Genomic DNA, 18,412 nt, shown 5'->3' on the forward strand with positions numbered 1-18,412 from the left:
GCGAAGACGAGCGGCAGCCCGGTTTCGATCACCTGCCTGATCGCCGTCTGATGGCGCACCTCCACCTTGCCGCGATAATAGGGCGAGCCATTGGGCACGAGCAGGATTTCCGCCCCGCTTTCGGCGAGCGTCTCGCAGACGCCGAGATCGCCCCAGATATCCTCGCAGATGGGAATACCAAGCCTAACGCCGCGGAAATTGACCGGCCCCGGCAAGGCGCCCGCCTGGAACACCCGCTTCTCGTCGAACTCGCCATAATTCGGCAGATCCACCTTGAAACGCTCGGCGATCACCTCGCCGCCATCGAGCACCATAACCGAATTATGGAGGCCGCTCTCGCGCCGCAATGGCGTACCGATAATGACGCCCGGCCCGCCATCCGCCGTGTCGGCGGCGAACTCCCGCACCGCCCTCTCGCAGGCGGCAGTGAAAGCCGGGCGCAGCACCAGATCCTCAGGCGGATAGCCGGAGATGAAAAGCTCGGTGAAGAGCACGATATCCGCCTTCTGCCGCGCGGCGTCGGCGCGTATTTCGCGTGCCTTGGCGAGATTGCCATTTATGTCGCCGAGCACGGGATTGAACTGGGCGACGGCGATGCGAAGTATATCGGGAGAGGAAGACTTTACAATCATAAGTGAACTTTTTACTAAGAGGTTGGAATAACCGCATCTAAACTTATGGATCGTCAGGAAACAAGCAATATTTTAGTTTTAAACCCCTTGCTGATATTGGTCGATGCCTCGGAAAGCAGGGATGAACATCCAGCTCGGAATAAAGAATAATAATCACTTTGGCCGACCGCCGAATGCGGACAGCCGCTCTATCAGAATTTACTTGGAAATCTTAGTGTCGCATCGCGATCGTCAGCGCCGCGCCGGCCATGAAGGCGGCGGCGGTGCGGTTGAGGCGCTTCAGCGCGCGCGGGGCTTGCAGCAGCATGCGCGCCTTGGCGGCGAGGATCAGATAGGGCACCAGCACCACCAGCAGAACGACGACCGTGCAGGCAACCAGGCCGCCATAATCGGAAAAAGTCAGATGCTGCAGATCGACCAGGGTCGGCGCGAGCGCGAGATAGAAGATCATCGTCTTCGGATTGCCCAGCGTCACCAGGAGGCCGGCCATGAAGCTGGAGAAAGCGCCGCCGCTCGCCTTCTTCGCCTCGATCTTTTCGGCGGTAATGCCCGCGTTCCAAAACGTCCAGGCGAGCCATGCGAGATAGGCGACGCCCAGCCATTTGATGACGAGAAAAGCCGTTCCGAAAGCCTGTGCGACGAAGGCAAGGCCCAGAACCGTGGCGGTCAGATAGGTGAGGTCGCCGAGAACGAGGCCGAACGCCATGTAGAGCGACGACCGGAAGCCGGAACCCAAGGCCCTCGCCACCAGCGCTGTAACGCCCGGCCCCGGTATGGCGGCGGCGACGGCCAGCGCGCCGCTATAGGCAATAAATCCCGCAAGATTCATTCTCGGTTCTCTCGCATGTCTCGCAAATCTCTTGCGGCTTATTTACCTCACTTCCTTTGCGGATGGAATGGAGAGAAAGAGAAGAGAGCGCCGACCCCTCCCCTTCTTTATTCCGCCTGATGGGCGACACTGCCCGATGGGCGCGCGCGGCGCTGAAGCGCCTTGACGCCGAGGGCGATGATCGCGAACAGCCCGCCCAGAATGGAAACGCCGTGCCAGCCGCCATAGCCCCAGGCGACGGTTGCCAGCGCCGACCCAGCCGAGCCGCCGAGGAACATGCCGGTCATGAACACGGTGTTGAGCCGGCTGCGGGCCTCGCCGTCGAGCGCATAGATGATGTGCTGGCTCGACACCTGCGCGCTCTGTATGCCGAAATCGAGAATGATCACCCCGGCGACCAGTGCGAAGAGCGAGCTCCACGCGCCGAACACCACCCAGGCGAGGAGCGTAAGCGCCGCGCCAAGCCAGACGACGATGTGCGGGCCGCGCCGGTCAGCGATGCGCCCGGCAAGGGGTGCAGCGAGGATGCCGACCATGCCAACGATGCCGAACAATCCGGCGACATCGGCGCCAAGGTTGAAATGCGGGCTTTGCAGGTACAATGCGAGGATCGTCCAGAAGGCCGAGAAGGAGCCGAACAGCGACGCCTGCGTCATCGTGGCCGTCCGCAGTTGCGGCTCCCGCTGCCAGAGATGCGCGAGGGAGCGAAGGGCGCTTAGATAGCCCATGCGCGAGGTGGCGCGGTGATCCGGCAAGGTCAAGGCCATCGTCACGGCGGCGATAAGGGCGAGCGGCACGCCGAGCCAGAACATCTCGCGCCAGCCCGCATGTTCGCCGACGAAGCCGGATACGGTGCGGCTCAAGAGAATGCCGGAAAGTAGACCCGCCATGATCGTGCCGATGGTCGCGCCGCGTTTTTGCGGTGAGGCGAGCGTCGCGGCAAACGGGATGATCTGCTGGGCCACCGTCGCACAGGCTCCGACTGCCAGAGATGCAAGCGCTAGCCAAAGGGCTGACGGCGCAATGGCCGTCACCGTGAGCGCCGCCGCCAGCAGGATGAATTGCCCGACGATCAGCTTGCGCCGGTGAAGAAGATCCCCGAGCGGCACGAGGAAGAACAGCCCCAGCGCATAGCCGAGCTGCGTGGCCGTCGGGATGAAGGCCGTTGCCGGCTGGCCGCGGAAGTCTGCCTCGATCAGGCCCAGCATCGGCTGGTTGTAATAGATGTTGGCAACGGCAATGGCGCAGGCCGCCGCCATGGCGAAGAGGGTCACCCGCCCGATACCGCCGCCATCGGGCGATTGATGCTGCTGATGCGATGTCATGCTGCTGCCTTTTACAGAGAAATGGTTGGTTGCAGCTATCTAGATTATTGGTCTCGCGCGTTCTAGTGTCGGCCGCTGTTCGACTGGAATAACGGATTTCGATATAATGAATATGAATATCGACGATATCGAGGTCTTCGTCGCGGCGGTCAGCGCCGGCAGCCTGGCGGGGGCCGCGCGGCGGCTGGGGCTGACGCCGATGGTCGCAACGCGCCGCCTCTCCTCGCTGGAGACGGACCTCGGCATCAGGCTGCTTCACCGCACCACGCGGTCGCTGGCGCTCACCCCCGAGGGTGAAACCTTCCTGCCCTATGCCGAAGCATTGCTGGAGACGAAACGGGAGGCGCTGACGCGGCTGCGCTCGGAAACCGGCACGGCGGTGGGGCTATTGCGCGTATCCGCGCCGGTCGCCTTCGGCGTCAGGTTCATCGCGCCGTTCATTCCGAAGCTGCTGGAAGAAAATCCGGAAATGCGCATCGCGCTCGACCTGACCGACAGCCTGCCTGATCTGGTTGCGACGGGCACCGACCTCGCCATACGCATCGCCCGCCTGCGCGACAGCAGCCTGATTGCGCAGAAACTGGCCGACAATCCGCGTGTGCTCGTCGCGAGCCCCGATTATATCGCCCGCTATGGCCTTCCCGCCTCCACGGACGATCTCGTCCGGCATATCTGCCTGCCCTTGTCGGGCGTCACCCATTGGACCTTTCTCATCGCGGGCAGGGAGAAGAAAGTCCGCCTGAGCGGGCGATTTACCTCCAGCACGATCCAGGGCTGCCACGCAACCTGCCTCGCCGGCGGTGGCATCGCCCTGCTCGCGGCATGGAACGTTGCCGACGACCTCAAATCAGGCCGCCTCCAGCGCGTCGATATAAAAGAGGCCGAGCCTGAGCCGCTCAATATCTGGGCCGTCTATCCGACCACGCGGCTGGTGCCGCAAAAGGTGCGGGTCTTCATCGCGCATTTGCGTGATGCGCTCAAAGCGGCCGGATCGTCGTGACGTAGGTTTCGAAGAAATCCGAGAATTTCCCCACCCGCATCGGCAGTTTGTCGTAAGGGGGATAATAAAGCGTCAGCCACAGTTCGGGCGGTTGCCAGTCGGGCAGGATCTGGACAAGGTGGCCCGCGCCGAGCGCCTCTTCGACGATGAAGAAGGGTAGGAGCGCCACGCCCTCTCCATTTTCGGCAAGCCGTGCGATCAGGTCGCCATTGTTGGCGGCCAAGACCTTGCCGGCCCGCACCCTTCGCGTTCGTCCGGCATGGGTGAGTTCCCACCCCTCGGCCAATGCCTCCTCGTCATAGGCGATGCAGGCCGCGTCATCGAGATCGTCGGGCATGTCCGGGGTGCCATTGACGGCGAGATAGCCGGGCGAGGCGACCAATATGCGGCGTACCCGGCAGATCTTGCGCCAAATCGTGGATTTGTCGCGCGGCGGCTCCGAAATGCGTATGGCGAGGTCGAAACTGTCATTGACGATATCGATGAAGCGGTCGGTCAGCGTTGCCGACACCGCGATGCCGGGATGCTCCGCGCGGAAGCCGGATATGATGTCGGGCAGGATCCGCTGGCCGAGCGACAGGGGCGCATTGAGCCGGATCAGCCCCGCCGCTTCGCCCTCTTCCGCCCTCACCTCCTCAGCCGCCGTATCGAAGGCTTCCAGCAACGGCCCGACCCGTGCGGCATAGACCGCGCCCGCAGAGGTGAGCGACACCTGTCGCGTGGTGCGCAGCAGCAATTGCACGCCGAGCCGCTGCTCCAGCGAGCTGACGGCGCGGGTCACGCTTGGGGCGGTCATCGACAATTGCCGTGCGGCGGCGACGAAGCTCCCTTGCCGGGCGACAGCGAGGAATACGCGGATGTCGTTCAAATCGGTCATCGGCAGATTATTGCATTAATTGCAATTATATCGTCAATATTATTTCTATTCTCTTTATGGCTCGGTTCCCCCATCTTTCCACCCAGAACGAAGGCGCGAGGGCGCCTGATATAAAGGAAACCCGCCATGCTTACCCAGATCAAAGGCCTGCACCACGTCACCTCGCTTGCCGCGGACGCACAGGAGAACAGCGACTTTTTCACCAGGACGCTGGGCCTGCGCCGCGTCAAGAAGACGGTCAATTTCGATGCTCCTGAAGTCTATCACCTCTATTATGGCGACAGGGTGGGGACGCCCGGCTCGGTCATGACCTATTTCCCCTTCCCGCATATCGCGGCGGGACGCCCCGGCGCCGGCGAAGTGGGCGAAACCTATTTTGCCGTGCCGAAAGGCGCGCTCGGCTATTGGAAGGGTCGGCTCGAGGCGCTCCAGGTGAAGGGCCTTCAGGAAACCGAAGCGTTCGGCGAAAAGCGGCTGCGCTTCCTCGGGCCTGACAATGACCGCTTCGCGCTGGTTGAAGTGGATGACGACCGCCGCGAGGGCTGGCTCACCGATGAAATCGGCGCCGCCGAAGCGATCAAGGGCTTTCATGGCGCGAGCATGCGCCTCCGGGATGACGGCGCGGCGCGCGAGCTTCTCGGCTTCATGGGCTATCAGGCGGTGGAAAGCAGGGACAACTGGTCGCGCTTCGCCATCCCGGGCGGTAATGGCGCTGACTTCATCGACATCGAGACGCTGCCACAGGCGGATTTTGCCCGGCAGGGCGCCGGTTCCGTCCACCATATCGCCTTCGCGGTCGAAAACCGTGCCGCGCAACTCGAAGTCAGGAAGGCGCTGCTCGATACCGGCTATCAGGTGACACCCGTCATCGACCGCGACTATTTCTGGGCGATCTATTTCCGCACACCCGGCGGCGTGCTGTTCGAAATCGCCACCAACGAGCCCGGTTTCGACCGCGACGAGGACACCGCCCATCTGGGCGAGGCCTTGAAGCTGCCGGCGCGCTACGAGCCGCTGCGCGCAAAAATCGAAGACCTGCTGGAACCGATCAGGGACTGAAGCGTGATCGCGAAAAGTTGCAGACTTTTCGATCAGGATTATGCGCCGTCATACGTTATGGATGAAACCAAAAGCGGGCGGGCATCAAGCCCTGTCCGCTGGAGACAAATCATGCCGGATTCCTACGAAGCTTACAGGAAAGAGCCCGCCGCCGGGGCGCCGCTGGTCTTCACCTTCCACGGCACGGGCGGCAATGAATTCCAGTTCACCAGGCTGGTGGCCGAGATGCTGCCCGATGCGGGCATCGTTTCGCCAAGGGGAGATGTGTCGGAATTCGGCGCGTTGCGCTTCTTCCGCCGAAGGGGCGAAGGCGTCTATGACATGGAGGATCTGGCGCTGCGCACGGAAAAGATGGCAGGCTTCATCACCGCTCATGTGGCCCAGCATCCCGACCGGCCGGTCTATGGCCTCGGCTATTCGAACGGCGCGAATATTCTGGCCGCGGTTCTGTTCCGATATCCCGAGCTGTTCGACCGCGCCGCGCTACTGCACCCGCTGATCCCGTGGACGCCCCTGCCCCAGCACGGATTGGAGCACAAGCGCATCCTCATCACCGCGGGCGAGCGCGACCCGATCTGCCCGATGCAGGAGACGGAGGCGCTGGCGCAATGGTTCCGGCAGCAGGAAGCCGAGGTCGAGCTCAGCCTGCACTCCGGCGGGCATGAAATCCGCCAGAACGAGCTTTCGGATTTGCAGGCGTTTCTGACCCGCTAAGTCGCATAACCATTTCAATCATCAGAGACGTGCCCGGGAACACGCCGGTTGCGCGCAGGAGATTTATTATGATCCTCATCCACGAAAACATGAGCCGCGGCCGCACGAAAAAGGGCTGGCTCGACTCCTACCATACCTTCTCCTTCGGCGGCTTTCAGGACCCGACGCGCATGGGCTTCGGCCCGCTGCGGGTGATCAACGAAGACTCGATCGCGCCCGGTTCCGGCTTTTCCGAGCACGGGCACGACAATATGGACATTCTCACCGTGGTTCTTAAGGGAGAGATCGAGCACCGGGACACGATGGGCAATGTTTCGACCATCGCACCGGGCGAAATGCAGCTGATGTCGGCCGGGACGGGCCTTCGGCATTCCGAAATGAACGCCTCCGAAAGCGAGACGGCGCATCTCCTGCAGATCTGGCTCATTCCTGAGGTCCTGAACCGTGCGCCGGCATATCAGCACATCCGCCTGCCCGCGCCGGAAGAGACACGCGCGTGGACGCTGATCGCCAGTGGCGAGGCCGGTAAAGCGCCGCTCACCCTGCTCTCGGGCAGCCGGATTTCGATTGCTCATCCGAAGGATGGCGACCGGATGGGCATCCCGGCAGTCCCGAACCGGCTCGCCTTCGTCCATATCGTCGAAGGGTTGGCCCGGATCGGCGACGAGACGCTGCGCACCGGTGACGGACTCCAGATCGCTAACGCAGAGGTGCCTGACATCGAGTGGCTGACGGATGGCAAGGCCCTGCTCTTCGATATGCCGCGCTGATAAAATGGTCAGAGAAAACCTTTTCCCTATTGACAACATCACTGGGAAAAGGTTTTCTCATATCAAAATAATGGAGGCGGAAACTGGAGGGACAAAAAGGGCGGATAACCATCCATGACGTGGCCGAAGCGGCAGGGGTGAGCATTTCGACGGCGTCGAAGGCGCTCAACGATACCGGGCGCATCGGCGGGGAGACGCGGGAGAGGGTGAAACGCATCGCAGCCGAGATCGGCTTCCGGCCCAATGCGCTGGCGCGGGGCCTGCTCAGCAAGCGCAGCTTCACCATCGGCCTTCTCACCAACGACACCTACGGACGCTTCACCCTGCCTGTGATGGCCGGCATATCGGAGGCGCTGGTGGATCGTGGGGTTTCCGTCTTCCTCTGCGCCATCGAGGATGATCCGGCGCTCGGGCAAATCCATGTGGATGCCATGCTCGACAAGCAGGTGGATGGCATCATCGCCACGGGCAAGCGGGTGGACCGCTCTTTGCCGGTCGATCTGTCCGGCCTGCGGGTGCCGGTGGTCTATGCGTTCGCCGAAGGGCCGCCGAACAGCGTGACGCTTCGCTCGGACGACGCGCAAGGCGCGAGGCTGGCGGTGGAGCGGCTGATGGAGTCAGGGCGCAAGCGCATCGCCCATGTCACCGGGCCGGTGAGCTTCTTCTCGGTGCGCGAACGCGCCGACGCTTACCGCGAGCTGGCGGGCGATGCGATGCCGGTTCTCTACGGCGCGTGGTCGGAAAGCTGGGGCCACGCGGCGGTGGCGGACATCTGGGAGCGGGATGGCGAGAAGCCGGATGCCATCTTCTGCGGCAATGACCAGATCGCCCGGGGCGTGATCGATGCCTTGCGCGAACGGGGCATCCGCGTGCCCAACGATGTGGCGGTCATCGGCTTCGACAATTGGGAGATCATGGCGGAGCAGACACGCCCGCCTTTGACCTCTGTCGATATGGGCCTGAAGGCGATCGGCCGGGAGGCGGGCTTGACGGTTCTGGCTATGGCGGAGGGCCAGGAGGTTGGGCGAGGTGTGCGCAAACTGCCTTGTCATCTGGTGGTTCGGGAGTCTTCATAAAATGCATCGGGCGCGGGAGGCGCGCCGTTTTTGGGAGGGAAATCGATGATCAAACGCTTGCTTATGGCGACTGTCGCCAGCTTATGTCTCGCATCGGAAGCATCGTCAGCCGAAACGGTGGAAATGTGGGTGCGAACCGGAATTGGCGATGCCTTCAAGAAGGTGGTCGAGGCGTATAATGCCAGCCACGAGAACAAGGTCACGGCAACGGAGGTGCCGTTCTCGGAACTCGTGCAGAAATACGCAACCGCCATTGCCGGCGGGCAGGCGCCCGACGCGCTGTCGCTCGACCTGATCTACACCCCGGCCTTCGCTGCCGCGGGCCAGCTTGAAGATCTGACCGACTGGGCGAAGCAGCTCCCCTATTTCAATTCGCTTTCGCCGTCGCATGTGCGGCTCGGCACCTATCAGGACCGCATTTACGGCCTGCCGCTTTCAGTGGAAACCTCTGTCTTCGCCTGGAACAAGGACCTCTATAAAAAGGCCGGGCTCGATCCGGAGAAGGCTCCCGCGAGCTGGCAGGAAATCGAAGCCAATGCCGAGAAAATCCGTAAAGTCAGCGATGACACCTACGGCTTTTATTTCTCGGGCGGCGGTTGCGGCGGGTGCATGATCTTCACCTTCACCCCGCTCATCTGGGGCTCGGGCGCGGACATTCTCTCCGCCGACGGCAAGACGGCGACGCTCGACACGCCGCAAATGCGCAAGGCGGTGGACGCTTATCGCAGCATGGTCAAAAAAGACCTCGTCCCGCCAGGCGCCGCGAGCGACAATGGCACGAATTTCCTTTCCTTCACCAATGGCAAGATCGGCCAGCAAAGCCTCGGCGCCTTCGCCATCGGCACGCTGGTGACCGAGCATCCCGACATCGATTTCGGCGTCACCCTCATTCCGGGCATCGACGGCGGCACGTCGTCCTTTGCCGGAGGTGATAATTTCGTCGTCACCAAGGGCACGAAGAGGCTCGCCGCGGTGAAGGAATTCCTCGAATATGTCTATTCGCTCGATGGCCAGAAGGTGATGGCGAAATATGGCAGCCTGCCCACGCGCGCGGATATTGCCGATAAGGCGCTGGAAGGCCTAGACCCGCGCATGCAGGTGGGCCTGAAGGCGATCAGCGTCGCCAAGACGCCCTACACGCTGCAGTTCAACGATTTGATCAACAGCGCCAACGGCCCGTGGGCCACGTTCACGAACGCCGCCATCTTCGGCGACGACGTGGACGGCGCGTTTGCCAACGCCCAGAGCGAGATGCAGTCGATTATCGATAGCGGGCAGTAACGTAAACGCCGACGCCCTCCTTCCCCCTTGCGGGGAAGGTGCCCGCGGAGCGGGCGGATGGGGGTGGTGACGTTTGCGCTTTTGCTGACAAACGTGCGCAAGCGTCACCACCCCCACCCGACCCCTTCGGGCCACCCTCCCCGCAAGGGGGAGGGAGGGCGCGAACCCATCAGGAGCACCCCATGACCGACGCCGGTCAACCTCCTTCTACCCGCAAACGAAAGCGAACCACGCAATGGCGCGGCCTCCTCTACATCGCCCCGGCGATGGCGCTCGTCATCGTCTTCTTCGTGGTGCCCGTCATCTTCACCGCATGGATGAGCCTCCACAACTGGCCGCTGATGGGGACGCATCGCTGGATCGGGCTCAATAATTATTTCCGCATGGTCAACGATGCCCGCTTCCTGGCGGCGCTGCGCTTTACCGCCTGGTACACCATCATCGTCACGACAGCGATTTTCGCCGTCGCGTTTCCGCTCGCCATCTTCGTGGAAAAGGAGCGGCGGTTCGTCGGCGCCTACCGCACCGTCATCTTCCTGCCCGTCGTCATCGGTCTTGCCACGGCCTCGCTGCTCTGGGCTTGGCTTGCCAATGTCGATGGCGGGTTTATCGCCCCTGCCCTGAAAGCGCTGGGACTGGTGGAGAAAAGCCCGAACCTGCTGGCGAATTTCGATACGGCCTTCCTCACCATCATCGTCATGGTCGTCTGGAAGATCGCCGGCTTCACCATGATCATCCTGCTGACCGGCCTGCAGGCCATTCCCGCTGAGCTTACCGAAGCGGCGCGGATCGACGGCGCGGGCCGCTGGCAGCGCTTCCGGTATCTCACCCTGCCGCTGATGCGGCGGACCATCGCGCTGGCGCTGATCATCTCCGTCACCGGCTCGATCCTCGCCTTCGACCAGTTCTACATCATGACCTCGGGCGGCCCGCAAAACCGGATGATCTCGGTCGTCTACCACATCTTCAACCAGTCCTTCGTGTCGTTCAATCTGGGCTATGGCGCAGCCCTCTCCATCGCGCTGCTCGTCATCCTGGTGCTGATCAGCATCGTGCAGTTGCGGCTTCTGAAGATCGGGGAGGAACGGCCATGAGCACCGCAAAGCAACGCCGCGCCGTCAAGGCCCTCCGCGCCCTCGCGGCCTATCACGGCGCCGGCATCATCATCGCGCTGTTCTTCCTCGCGCCGCTTGCCATCGTCTTCCTCGCCTCGTTCCGCCATGGCACCGAGGCGCGGCAGCCGGCATTGCCGCCCTGGCCGACCGAGGGCTTCAGCCTTGAATCCTACCGCTCGCTCGACAGCTTCGGCGCGGGTATCTGGCAGCATACGGTCAATTCGCTCGCCGTGTCGCTGGCGACGGTGGTGCTGACCGTCGCCGTCAGCCTGCTCGCGGGCTATGGCTTCTCGCGCTACCGTTTTCCGCTGAAGAACGTGCTCTTCGTGCTTGTCATCGCCACGCTGATGATCCCGTTCCAGTCGATCCTGACGCCGCTCTTTATCATCCTCGCCAAGCTCGGCCTCAGCAATTCGCTGATTGGCCTGACATTGGTCTATGTCACGCTGCAACTGCCCTTCTCCGTGTTCATGATGCGCAATGCCTTCGACGCGGTGCCGAAGGAAATCGAGGAGGCGGCGCGGATCGATGGGGCGCGGGATCTGCGGCTGCTCTTGCGCGTGCTTCTGCCGCTCGTGCTGCCCGGCGTGGCGACGGTGGCGATCTTCGCCTTTCTCAACGCCTGGAACGAGTTCCTCGCCGCGCTGGTGCTCTTGTCCAGCAATGAGAAATACACCCTTCCCGTCCTGATGATGGCGGTGCGCGCCGGACGCCTCGGCGCGATCAACTGGGGCGCGGTGCAGGCGGGCGTCGCCGTGATGACCATCCCCTGCCTCATCGTCTTCCTTCTCCTGCAACGCTATTACATGCGCGGGCTCATGGCCGGCGCGGTGAAATAATCTCAAGAAAGACAAGCCATGACCAAAGCCAAAAGAGACCGCCAGTTCCGTCCCCTCCCCGTCCCCAGCGTCGAGATCGGGGGCCTGTTCGGCGACCGGCAGGATGCCATCTGCAATACCACCGCCGAAACACTGCTCGACCGCTGCGTCGAGGCGGGCATGGTCAAAGCCATCGATGTGGACCAGCCCTCTCCCGGCATCGTCATCCCGATCCAGCCCTGGGGCGGCACGACGCAGATGTTCTGGGACAGCGACCTCGGCAAATCCATCGAAACCGTCGCGTATTCGCTTTATCGCCGGCCCAACCCGCAATTGGAGGCCCGCGTCGATGCCATTATCGACATGTATGAGAAGCTTCAGGACAAGGACGGCTATCTCAACGCCTGGTTCCAGCGCGTTCAACCCGACCGGCGCTGGACGAATCTGCGCGACCATCACGAGCTCTATTGCGGCGGCCATCTGATCGAAGGCGCGGTCGCCTATTATCAGGCGACCGGCAAGCGGAAGATGCTCGACATCATGTGCCGCTATGCCGATTATCTCACCACGGTGTTCGGGCGCGGCGAGGGCCAGCTTCGCGGCTATTGCGGCCATGAGGAAATCGAGCTGGCGCTGGTGAAGCTCGCCCGCGTAACGGGCCAGAAGAAATATCTGGACCTTGCCAAATTCTTTATAGACGAGCGCGGGACTGAGCCGCATTTCTTCGATGAAGAGGCCCGCCGCGACGGGCGCGACCCGAAGGATTTCATTCAGAAATCTTATGAATACGGGCAGGCCCATCTTCCGGTGCGCGAGCAGAAAAAGGTGGTCGGCCATGCGGTGCGGGCCATGTATCTTTATTCCGGCATGGCCGACATCGCCACGGAATACAATGACGACAGCCTGACCTCCGCCCTCGAGACCCTGTGGGACGATCTGACGACGAAGCAGATGTACATCACCGGCGGCATCGGTCCGGAGGCGTCGAACGAGGGCTTCACCGATTACTACGATCTGCCCAACGAAACCGCCTATGCCGAAACCTGCGCCTCGGTCGGCCTCGTCTTCTGGGCGAACCGGATGCTCGGGCGGGGGCCGAACCGGCGCTATGCAGACATCATGGAGCAGGCGCTCTATAATGGCGCGATGGCGGGCTTGTCGCTCGACGGCAAGACCTTCTTCTACGAAAATCCGCTCGAAAGTACCGGCAAGCACCACCGCTGGGTCTGGCACCATTGCCCCTGCTGCCCGCCCAATATCGCCCGGCTGATGGTGTCCATCGGCTCCTATATGTATGCGGTCGCCGAGGATGAAATCGCCGTGCATCTCTATGGCGAGAGCAAGGCGCATTTCGAAATCGGCGGCGCGAAGATCGATCTGACGCAAAAGACCCGCTACCCCTGGGACGGCGCGATCCGCTTCGAGCTTGCGGCAGACCGGCCAGCCCGCTTCGCCCTGTCGCTGCGCATTCCCGGCTGGGCGCGTGGTGCTTCGGTCAAGGTCAATGGCGAGGCGCTCGATCTGGCGTCGGTGACAGTGGACGGTTATGCGCGTATCGAACGCGAGTGGCAGGCGGGCGACCGTGTCGAGCTCGACATTCCGCTCATCCCCCGTGCGCTCTGGGCGAACCCGCTGGTACGGCAGGATGCAGGCCGCGCGGCGCTGATGCGCGGGCCGCTCGTCTATTGCGCTGAAGGCGTCGACAATGGCGACAATCTCAACGCCATCGAGCTGACGGGCGATATTGCGGGGGCACGGACCGTCGAAGTCCCCGAACTCGATGGCGCGGTGGCGCTGGACCTCTCCGTCATCAGCGACGAAGCCGACTGGGGCGATACGCTCTACCGCACCGCGCCGCCGGCCAAACGGGAAAGGACGGCGCGCTTCATCCCCTATCCGTTCTGGGACAATCGCGCGCCGGGCGAAATGCTGGTCTGGATGCGGGCGGGGACTCTCAGCCATGGATAGGACGGTCCGCACGGGAGTCGTGCTTAAAAATATCCGCAAGAGCTTCGGCAATGTCGATGTCATCCATGGCGTCGATCTTGCCATCGATGAAGGCTCGTTCGTGGTCTTCGTCGGCCCTTCCGGCTGCGGGAAATCCACGCTTCTGCGCATGATCGCCGGGCTGGAGGAGGTGACGGATGGCGACATCTCCATCAATGGGCGCGACGTCACCGATCTCGATCCCTCCACACGCGGCATCGCCATGGTGTTCCAGTCCTATGCGCTCTATCCGCATATGAGCGTGCGGGACAATCTCGCCTTCGGGCTGAAAATGGCGCGCACGAAGCCGGAGGAGATCGAGGCGCGGGTGAAATCAGCCGCCGCGATCCTCAAGATCGATCATCTGCTCGACCGCCGTCCGGGCCAGCTCTCCGGCGGCCAGCGGCAGCGCGTCGCCATTGGCCGGGCCATCGTGCGCAAGCCCGATGTGTTCCTGTTCGATGAGCCGCTTTCCAATCTCGACGCGGAACTGCGCGTCTCCATGCGCGTCGAGATCGCCCGGCTGCACCGCGAGCTTGGCAACACGATGATCTATGTCACCCACGACCAGACGGAGGCGATGACGCTCGCCGACAAGATCGTGGTGCTGCGCAATGGCCGGATCGAGCAGGAAGGCAGCCCGCGCGAGGTCTATGAAGACCCGGCCAACACCTTCGTCGCCGGCTTCATCGGCTCGCCGCGCATGAACCTGCTTGATGCCGTGTGGAGCGGTGACGGTGAGGTCGAATTGGCGGGACGGAAAATTCGCTCTCCCCTCGCCCGCCCGCCTGTGCCGGGAACGAAGATCACCTTCGGCATCCGTCCGGAAAATCTCACCCTTGCCGAGGCGTCCGATACGGCGATTCCGGCAAAGGTGGATTTCGCTGAATATCTCGGCGGCACGCAATATCTCTACTGCCAGCTTGAGGATGGCCAGCCGCTGGTGGCGGAATATAGAGGCACTGCGCCAGTGCCAGCGGGCGCGCATATCCAGCTCGCCTGCCGTGCGGATCATCACCGCCTGTTCGACTCCGCGGGGGTGCGGTTGCGATAGAGCAAGGCTTGACCTTCCCATCGTTGTAACCCGTAGGCTTAGAGCATGAATCCCGACAAACTGCAGACTTTTCGGGGACGATCATGCGGCAAGAACAAGGCCGAATCCGGGATTTGCTTGATGGAGACGACTATGCACCGACGCGCATTTCTGAGTGGAGTGGCAACCCTCGTGCTGGCAGGCCCTGCCAGCGCACAGATGCACCATATGCCCGGCATGGACATGGAGGAGCACGGCGGCCACCAGACGTCCGCGCCAGGCAAAGCGCCCGTGCTGCCCGAAGGCGAACCATTGCGCGAATTGCCCCGCCTCGCGAACGAAGCCGCCGCCCCCGGCCTGTTCAAGGCGCGGCTCACCGCCGGCCCGGCCACGGCGCAATTTGCCAAAGGCCTCGACACGCCGATCCTCGCCTATAACGGCATGAGCCCCGGCCCGCTCATCGAGGTGACCGAGGGAGACCGCGTGGAAATTGCTTTCCGGAACGATGTTCCGGATGAAGAAAGCACGATCCATTGGCATGGCATGCCGGTGCCTGCGGACCAGGACGGCAACCCGATGGACGCGGTGGCGCCGGGCAACGAGCGCATCTATGCCTTCCAATTGCCGGAAGGGAGCGCCGCATCCTACTGGTATCATCCGCATCCCCATGGCAAAACAGCGGAGCAGGTCTATCGCGGCCTTGCGGGCGTGTTTCTGGTCAAGCCGAAGCACGATCCCATCCCCGCCCAATATGGCGACACGGTGCTGATGTTTACCGACCTGCGCCTCGCCGCCGATGGCACCATGCCGCCAAGCACGATGACCGACATGATGAACGGGCGGGTCGGCGACCATGTGCTTACAAACGGTCAGAAGAACCCCGTCCTCGCAGTGCGTCCCGGCGAGAAGCGGCGGCTGCGCCTCTACAACGCCACCAATGCGCGTTTCCTGCGGCTCGCTTTCGAGAATGCCCGCATGACGATCGTTGGCACTGATGGCGGCTTGCTCGAAGCGCCCGTGGAGGTGGAGGAAATTCTGCTTACCCCCGCCGAGCGTGTCGATCTCGTTGTCGCCTTCGACCAGCCGGGGCAGGCCCGCCTCGAGACGCTCGACTACGACCGCGGCTGGATGGGACCGGGCAAACCTGATGATGCGGGCCTGCGCTTGCTGACGGTCGATGTCTCCGGCGTGCCCGCTTCGGACGTTCCCCCGCTTCCCGAAAAGCTGCGCACCATCACCCCGCTCAGCAGCCCGACGGTCACGCGGCGCCTCGTCCTGACGGAAGCCATGGGCGCGGATCACGGAGCGATGCAGTTCCTCATCAATGGCGCGGCCTTCGACATGAATCGTGTCGATCTCGTCGCGAAACGCGGCGCGACCGAGCTCTGGGAAATCGTCAACCGGGCCGACATGGACCACCCCTTCCACGTGCATGGCACGCAGTTCCAGGTGATCGAGCACGAGCGAGACGGGAAAGTGTCGAAACCGGCCTATCTTGCCTGGAAGGATACGGTGAATGTCGCGCGCGGCGAAACGGTACGGTTCCTCATCCGGCAGGACCTCCCCGGCCCGCGCATGTACCATTGCCACATCCTGGAGCACGAGCAGCTGGGCATGATGGGCATCATCGACGTGCAGGCCTGATCTGCGGCATTCTCTTAGAGCGTGATGCGATCAGGCCCGTGCGGGTATCACGCTCTAGCCCTCGGCCTTGATCGTTTTGGCGATCTTCAGCAATTTCTCGCGATCCGTGCCGTGCTTTTGCACCAGATCCCGCGCTTGAAGCGGCGAAAGGTCCGTATTCTCCGCCAGATAGCGAATCTCCTCGTCCTCGCTGCCACGAGAATTAAGCCACCCGATATCAGCGTTACGCTCAGTTCCGGTCATGATGTCCTCCTAACTCGTTGTTTTCACGCATGATCTTGACCGGGAAGTCTGCGACTCTTCGGGACCATGCTCTGGAGGAAACTGACGGGAATTCCGAATGTTCCCATGGCTGGAAACTATCCCCGCCGGTGGATAACCCACGGAAAAATGTTGCGGCCCCGCAACAGCGTCAAAAGAACTGACCCCACGCACGGCTTCGCGGGACGGGCATGGGGTCAGTCACCCTGCAGCCCTGTGGGCTTTAAGGGCACCTAACCATACAATTTTCAACCTAAGCGGACAATCCATGCTATGATAACACTTTCGAGTTTAGTTAAGGGAAATGGTAAGCACTAGGCAAAGTAAGTATTGACTTGTAGTTTTCGATAAAACGGAGTTGTAACATGTCGGCGAACTATAAGCAGATTTGCAGTATAGTTGACCAATGGAGCGATAATTTACCCTTTTTAGCAGATTTTCCTAAAAAAAGACGAGGGATTGTAGATAGCACTTACTTGCAGTTTTTTATGGCGTTGACGACTTTAGGCTTTACGGAGAGTGAAATAGAGACCGCAACCGGAGGATTATACCATCTGATCGAGCGCAGGCTCGACGCGATTTACCGGTCTGGACTCGTCATTTTGAAAATGGATAAAGATGTCCTCACACAGGATTGACCCGCTTTTATATGATCCACCCATCGGCGGACACGCCGCAGCCCTCCGCAGCGCGCCGTTCAACGCATGGCGCTTGGGCAATGTCGGCGCTTCTCCCGATAACCGCAGCACCGTCATCTCCCCGTTATGAACGCCCCTTATAGCTCCGCTCGCTGAGGGGCATCTTCCGCCCCTCGTTGCACAGCTGTGCAAAGGGTGAAAATGGGCGAGGATGCATTTCTTAAGATCAGGGATCTGTCGGTCGGCTATGGCGCGACGCGGGTTCTGCATGGGCTCAGTCTCGGTATAAGCAAGGGCGAGTTCGTGGCGCTGCTGGGCTCTTCCGGCTGCGGAAAGACCACGCTCTTGCGCGCCATTGCCGGTTTCGTGCAGCCATCCGCGGGCAGGATCGCCGTGGCGGGCAAGGATGTGACGCCGCTTTCCCCCGATCGCCGCGGCATGGCGCTGGTCTTTCAGTCCTATGCGCTCTGGCCGCATATGACGGTGGCGCAGAACATCGGCTATGGATTGAAGCTCAAGGGTCTGCCGCGCGCGGACATCGCCCGGCGCGTCGGCGAGCTGGAAGAATTGCTCGGCCTTTCCGGCCTCGGAAGCCGCAAACCCGCCGCGCTTTCGGGCGGCCAGCGCCAGCGTGTGGCGCTTGGCCGGGCGCTGGCCGTGGACCCGCAGATCCTGCTGCTCGACGAGCCGCTCTCCAATCTCGACGCGCGCATTCGCCTGAAAGTGCGGCATGACATCACCGCGCTGCAAAAGCGGCTCGGCATCACGGCGGTGCATGTCACTCATGACCGCGAGGAAGCCATGGTGATGGCCGACCGCATCGTCATCATGGCGGCAGGGGAGATCGCGCAGCAGGGCACCCCGCAGGAGGTTTATAACCGCCCCGCCTCCCCCTTCGTCGCCGCCTTCATGGGCGCAGAGAATATGCTCGCCCTGACTGGCACCGTCGGCGGCGATGAGATCATGATCGACGCCGGGCCCGGCAATGCCCGCGCCGTGCTGCCGCTCGACGGGCGCAACCTCGTAAGCGGCGCGTTCGAAGCGCGCTTCCGTTCCGAGGCGGCGGAGTTGGTTTCCGGCGAGGCGAGCAGCGGACTTCCATCCGGCGCGCTGGAACTGATTGGCCATGTCGAGGCGGCGAGCTATCCGGGCGGCCTCTGGCGGCATTCGGTGCGCGTCGGGCCGCAGGTGCTGCTGGTCGACGCCCCCTCCCCTTACGAGCGCGGTGAGGCGGTCCGGATACGCATCCCCGCGGACAAGCTCTTTCTCTTCAACACCCAATCCCGGCAGGCGGGCGGAAATACCCGAATGCCGGAAGCATCCGACGCATGATTTTCACCAACCGGAGACGCAA

Annotated in this window: 18 protein-coding genes; 13 read left to right on the forward strand and 5 right to left on the reverse strand. The window is 62.4% G+C overall.

Annotation, left to right across the window (positions count from 1 at the left end; translation table 11 throughout):
- The 3 genes from ACOWVG_RS14240 to ACOWVG_RS14250 all read right to left on the reverse strand — a co-directional run.
- Positions 1 to 632 (reverse strand): nitrilase-related carbon-nitrogen hydrolase (locus tag ACOWVG_RS14240; protein ID WP_420962911.1); only part of this gene is annotated, 632 nt, incomplete at its 3' end.
- A gap of 211 nt (positions 633 to 843) precedes the next feature.
- The gene (locus ACOWVG_RS14245; protein WP_420962912.1) at positions 844 to 1,461 is read right to left on the reverse strand and encodes a LysE family translocator; all 618 of its coding nucleotides are present in this window, start codon (positions 1,459 to 1,461) and stop codon (positions 844 to 846) included.
- A gap of 107 nt (positions 1,462 to 1,568) precedes the next feature.
- Complete coding sequence (locus tag ACOWVG_RS14250) at positions 1,569 to 2,786, reverse strand: MFS transporter (protein ID WP_420962913.1); 1,218 nt, start codon at positions 2,784 to 2,786, stop codon at positions 1,569 to 1,571.
- Positions 2,787 to 2,898: 112 nt separating this feature from the next.
- Between ACOWVG_RS14250 and ACOWVG_RS14255 the strand changes: the two genes are divergently transcribed.
- On the forward strand, positions 2,899 to 3,786 hold the full coding sequence (locus tag ACOWVG_RS14255; RefSeq protein WP_420963094.1) for a LysR family transcriptional regulator: 888 nt from the start codon (positions 2,899 to 2,901) through the stop codon (positions 3,784 to 3,786).
- On the opposite strand, the gene ACOWVG_RS14260 is transcribed toward ACOWVG_RS14255, so the two are convergent.
- Positions 3,764 to 4,663 carry a LysR substrate-binding domain-containing protein gene (locus ACOWVG_RS14260; RefSeq protein WP_420962914.1) on the reverse strand — a complete coding sequence of 300 codons (900 nt, stop codon included), beginning with the start codon at positions 4,661 to 4,663 and terminating at the stop codon, positions 3,764 to 3,766. The genes ACOWVG_RS14255 and ACOWVG_RS14260 overlap by 23 nt on opposite strands.
- Before the next feature lie 126 nt (positions 4,664 to 4,789).
- Between ACOWVG_RS14260 and ACOWVG_RS14265 the strand changes: the two genes are divergently transcribed.
- From ACOWVG_RS14265 to ACOWVG_RS14310, 10 genes are all read left to right on the forward strand, one after another.
- Positions 4,790 to 5,722, forward strand: a complete 933-nt coding sequence (locus ACOWVG_RS14265) for a VOC family protein (RefSeq protein ID WP_420962915.1) — start codon at positions 4,790 to 4,792, stop codon at positions 5,720 to 5,722.
- 108 nt (positions 5,723 to 5,830) lie between these two features.
- Positions 5,831 to 6,436: an alpha/beta hydrolase gene (locus ACOWVG_RS14270; protein ID WP_420963096.1), complete on the forward strand. Its 606-nt coding sequence runs from the start codon at positions 5,831 to 5,833 to the stop codon at positions 6,434 to 6,436.
- A 68-nt stretch (positions 6,437 to 6,504) separates the two neighbouring features.
- Complete coding sequence (locus ACOWVG_RS14275) at positions 6,505 to 7,206, forward strand: pirin family protein (RefSeq protein ID WP_420962916.1); 702 nt, start codon at positions 6,505 to 6,507, stop codon at positions 7,204 to 7,206.
- Positions 7,207 to 7,289: 83 nt separating this feature from the next.
- Positions 7,290 to 8,282, forward strand: coding sequence for a LacI family DNA-binding transcriptional regulator (locus ACOWVG_RS14280; RefSeq protein ID WP_420963098.1), 993 nt, complete (start codon positions 7,290 to 7,292; stop codon positions 8,280 to 8,282).
- A gap of 45 nt (positions 8,283 to 8,327) precedes the next feature.
- The gene (locus ACOWVG_RS14285) at positions 8,328 to 9,563 is read left to right on the forward strand and encodes an ABC transporter substrate-binding protein (protein ID WP_420962917.1); all 1,236 of its coding nucleotides are present in this window, start codon (positions 8,328 to 8,330) and stop codon (positions 9,561 to 9,563) included.
- A 182-nt stretch (positions 9,564 to 9,745) separates the two neighbouring features.
- A complete protein-coding gene (locus ACOWVG_RS14290; protein ID WP_420962918.1) occupies positions 9,746 to 10,657 on the forward strand; it encodes a carbohydrate ABC transporter permease in 912 nt (303 codons plus the stop codon).
- Positions 10,654 to 11,517 carry a carbohydrate ABC transporter permease gene (locus tag ACOWVG_RS14295; RefSeq protein ID WP_420962919.1) on the forward strand — a complete coding sequence of 288 codons (864 nt, stop codon included), beginning with the start codon at positions 10,654 to 10,656 and terminating at the stop codon, positions 11,515 to 11,517. The genes ACOWVG_RS14290 and ACOWVG_RS14295 overlap by 4 nt, the downstream gene beginning before the upstream one ends.
- 18 nt (positions 11,518 to 11,535) lie before the next feature.
- Positions 11,536 to 13,464, forward strand: coding sequence for a glycoside hydrolase family 127 protein (locus ACOWVG_RS14300; protein WP_420962920.1), 1,929 nt, complete (start codon positions 11,536 to 11,538; stop codon positions 13,462 to 13,464).
- Positions 13,457 to 14,536, forward strand: coding sequence for an ABC transporter ATP-binding protein (locus tag ACOWVG_RS14305; protein WP_420962921.1), 1,080 nt, complete (start codon positions 13,457 to 13,459; stop codon positions 14,534 to 14,536). The genes ACOWVG_RS14300 and ACOWVG_RS14305 overlap by 8 nt, the downstream gene beginning before the upstream one ends.
- Positions 14,537 to 14,668: 132 nt before the next feature.
- Positions 14,669 to 16,159, forward strand: a complete 1,491-nt coding sequence (locus ACOWVG_RS14310; protein ID WP_420962922.1) for a multicopper oxidase family protein — start codon at positions 14,669 to 14,671, stop codon at positions 16,157 to 16,159.
- A gap of 54 nt (positions 16,160 to 16,213) precedes the next feature.
- On the opposite strand, the gene ACOWVG_RS14315 is transcribed toward ACOWVG_RS14310, so the two are convergent.
- A complete protein-coding gene (locus ACOWVG_RS14315) occupies positions 16,214 to 16,402 on the reverse strand; it encodes a hypothetical protein (protein ID WP_420962923.1) in 189 nt (62 codons plus the stop codon).
- Between the two features lie 383 nt (positions 16,403 to 16,785).
- Here ACOWVG_RS14315 and ACOWVG_RS14320 point away from each other — a divergent pair, with 383 nt between their 5' ends.
- Together ACOWVG_RS14320 and ACOWVG_RS14325 are read left to right on the forward strand one after the other, a co-directional pair.
- Complete coding sequence (locus tag ACOWVG_RS14320) at positions 16,786 to 17,058, forward strand: hypothetical protein (protein WP_420962924.1); 273 nt, start codon at positions 16,786 to 16,788, stop codon at positions 17,056 to 17,058.
- A gap of 201 nt (positions 17,059 to 17,259) precedes the next feature.
- The gene (locus tag ACOWVG_RS14325; protein ID WP_420962925.1) at positions 17,260 to 18,390 is read left to right on the forward strand and encodes an ABC transporter ATP-binding protein; all 1,131 of its coding nucleotides are present in this window, start codon (positions 17,260 to 17,262) and stop codon (positions 18,388 to 18,390) included.
- Positions 18,391 to 18,412 lie beyond the last annotated feature (22 nt).

The organism is Brucella sp. IR073, from assembly GCF_049065735.1.
Taxonomy (GTDB): domain Bacteria; phylum Pseudomonadota; class Alphaproteobacteria; order Rhizobiales; family Rhizobiaceae; genus Paramesorhizobium.

Excerpts from the sequence above, each read along its gene's own strand:
- ACOWVG_RS14245 (WP_420962912.1), bottom strand. The coding sequence starts at position 1,461 with ATGAATCTTGCGGGATTTATTGCCTATAGCGGCGCGCTGGCCGTCGCC.
- ACOWVG_RS14250 (WP_420962913.1), bottom strand. The coding sequence starts at position 2,786 with ATGACATCGCATCAGCAGCATCAATCGCCCGATGGCGGCGGTATCGGG.
- ACOWVG_RS14255 (WP_420963094.1), top strand. The coding sequence starts at position 2,899 with ATGAATATCGACGATATCGAGGTCTTCGTCGCGGCGGTCAGCGCCGGC.
- ACOWVG_RS14260 (WP_420962914.1), bottom strand. The coding sequence starts at position 4,663 with ATGACCGATTTGAACGACATCCGCGTATTCCTCGCTGTCGCCCGGCAA.
- ACOWVG_RS14265 (WP_420962915.1), top strand. The coding sequence starts at position 4,790 with ATGCTTACCCAGATCAAAGGCCTGCACCACGTCACCTCGCTTGCCGCG.
- ACOWVG_RS14275 (WP_420962916.1), top strand. The coding sequence starts at position 6,505 with ATGATCCTCATCCACGAAAACATGAGCCGCGGCCGCACGAAAAAGGGC.
- ACOWVG_RS14285 (WP_420962917.1), top strand. The coding sequence starts at position 8,328 with ATGATCAAACGCTTGCTTATGGCGACTGTCGCCAGCTTATGTCTCGCA.
- ACOWVG_RS14290 (WP_420962918.1), top strand. The coding sequence starts at position 9,746 with ATGACCGACGCCGGTCAACCTCCTTCTACCCGCAAACGAAAGCGAACC.
- ACOWVG_RS14295 (WP_420962919.1), top strand. The coding sequence starts at position 10,654 with ATGAGCACCGCAAAGCAACGCCGCGCCGTCAAGGCCCTCCGCGCCCTC.
- ACOWVG_RS14300 (WP_420962920.1), top strand. The coding sequence starts at position 11,536 with ATGACCAAAGCCAAAAGAGACCGCCAGTTCCGTCCCCTCCCCGTCCCC.
- ACOWVG_RS14305 (WP_420962921.1), top strand. The coding sequence starts at position 13,457 with ATGGATAGGACGGTCCGCACGGGAGTCGTGCTTAAAAATATCCGCAAG.
- ACOWVG_RS14310 (WP_420962922.1), top strand. The coding sequence starts at position 14,669 with ATGCACCGACGCGCATTTCTGAGTGGAGTGGCAACCCTCGTGCTGGCA.
- ACOWVG_RS14315 (WP_420962923.1), bottom strand. The coding sequence starts at position 16,402 with ATGACCGGAACTGAGCGTAACGCTGATATCGGGTGGCTTAATTCTCGT.
- ACOWVG_RS14320 (WP_420962924.1), top strand. The coding sequence starts at position 16,786 with ATGTCGGCGAACTATAAGCAGATTTGCAGTATAGTTGACCAATGGAGC.
- ACOWVG_RS14325 (WP_420962925.1), top strand. The coding sequence starts at position 17,260 with ATGGGCGAGGATGCATTTCTTAAGATCAGGGATCTGTCGGTCGGCTAT.